At 60.7% G+C, this 965-nt stretch carries 1 pseudogene; it reads right to left on the minus strand.

Going from position 1 to position 965, the window contains the following annotated elements:
- Positions 1 to 965: pseudogene (locus RTCK_RS08650) on the minus strand (IS3 family transposase); the annotation flags it as partial.

A 965-nucleotide genomic window follows, 5' to 3' on the forward strand; every position in this document is an offset into this window, starting at 1 on the left:
ACCGTTTCGGCGTCCGGTATAGTCGATATGCGGATGTAATCCCGCTTCAGGGTTTTGACGAACGCCTCGGACATACCATTCGACTGAGGGCTGGCTACCGGCGTGAAGCAAGGCGTCAGATTGAGCGCCTGGGCGAACAACCTCGTGTCCCGCGCTGTATAAGCCGATCCCTTGTCCGAGAGACGCTCAATAGCATTGCGGCGCTCTCGTTGCGCCGAACCGCTTCTCGACCGCCTCCAGCATCATGTCGCGTACGTCCGAGCCGGAGATGCCCGCGTTGGCGACGGCCGTCCAGGCGATGATCTCCCGGTCGAAGGCATCGATGATGAAGGCGAGACGAATGACCTCGCCATTCCAGCAGGTGAACTCCAGCCCGTCGGAGCACCAGCGCAGGTTCGAGCGCATGACCATGACCTTGCCGTCATGGATGCGGCCCTTGCGAACGGCCGTATGCTTCTCCAGCAGCATGGCGTGGTTGCCCATGATGCGATGAACTCGTTTGGCGTTGACGACAGGCATATCGGCGGCTCGCCTCTCGCGATTGAGGAGCGCGGCGATCCGCCGATAGCCATAGGTTGGCCTTTGATCCACCAGCCTTCGAATGGTGGGCAGAAGCTCTGCATCCTCGGCCTTGTGATAGGTCCCGCGCGGCTTTGATCTGCCTTTCAGGCGCTCGACGAGGTTGGAACGGGAAACGCCCAGCGTGTCGGCGACGGTCTTCATCGGGAACCGTCCTTCGGCAACAAGATCGGCCGCGATATCCGTTTTTTTGAGTCTGCTTTGGATAGTGCTTCGCGGAGGATTTCGACCTCCATCGTCTTGCGGCCGAGCATGCGCTCCAGCTCGCGAACGCGATCCTCCAGCTTCTTCACTTCCGAATTGCCGACAACCGGCTCGTCAGAACCCACGGCTGCAGCACCTCCCTCGCTTAAGAGCCTGCGCCACCGGTAAAGCAGATTGGGCGC

The sequence above is a fragment of the Pseudorhizobium endolithicum genome, from assembly GCF_902153245.2.
Taxonomy (GTDB): Bacteria; Pseudomonadota; Alphaproteobacteria; order Rhizobiales; family Rhizobiaceae; genus Neorhizobium; species Neorhizobium endolithicum.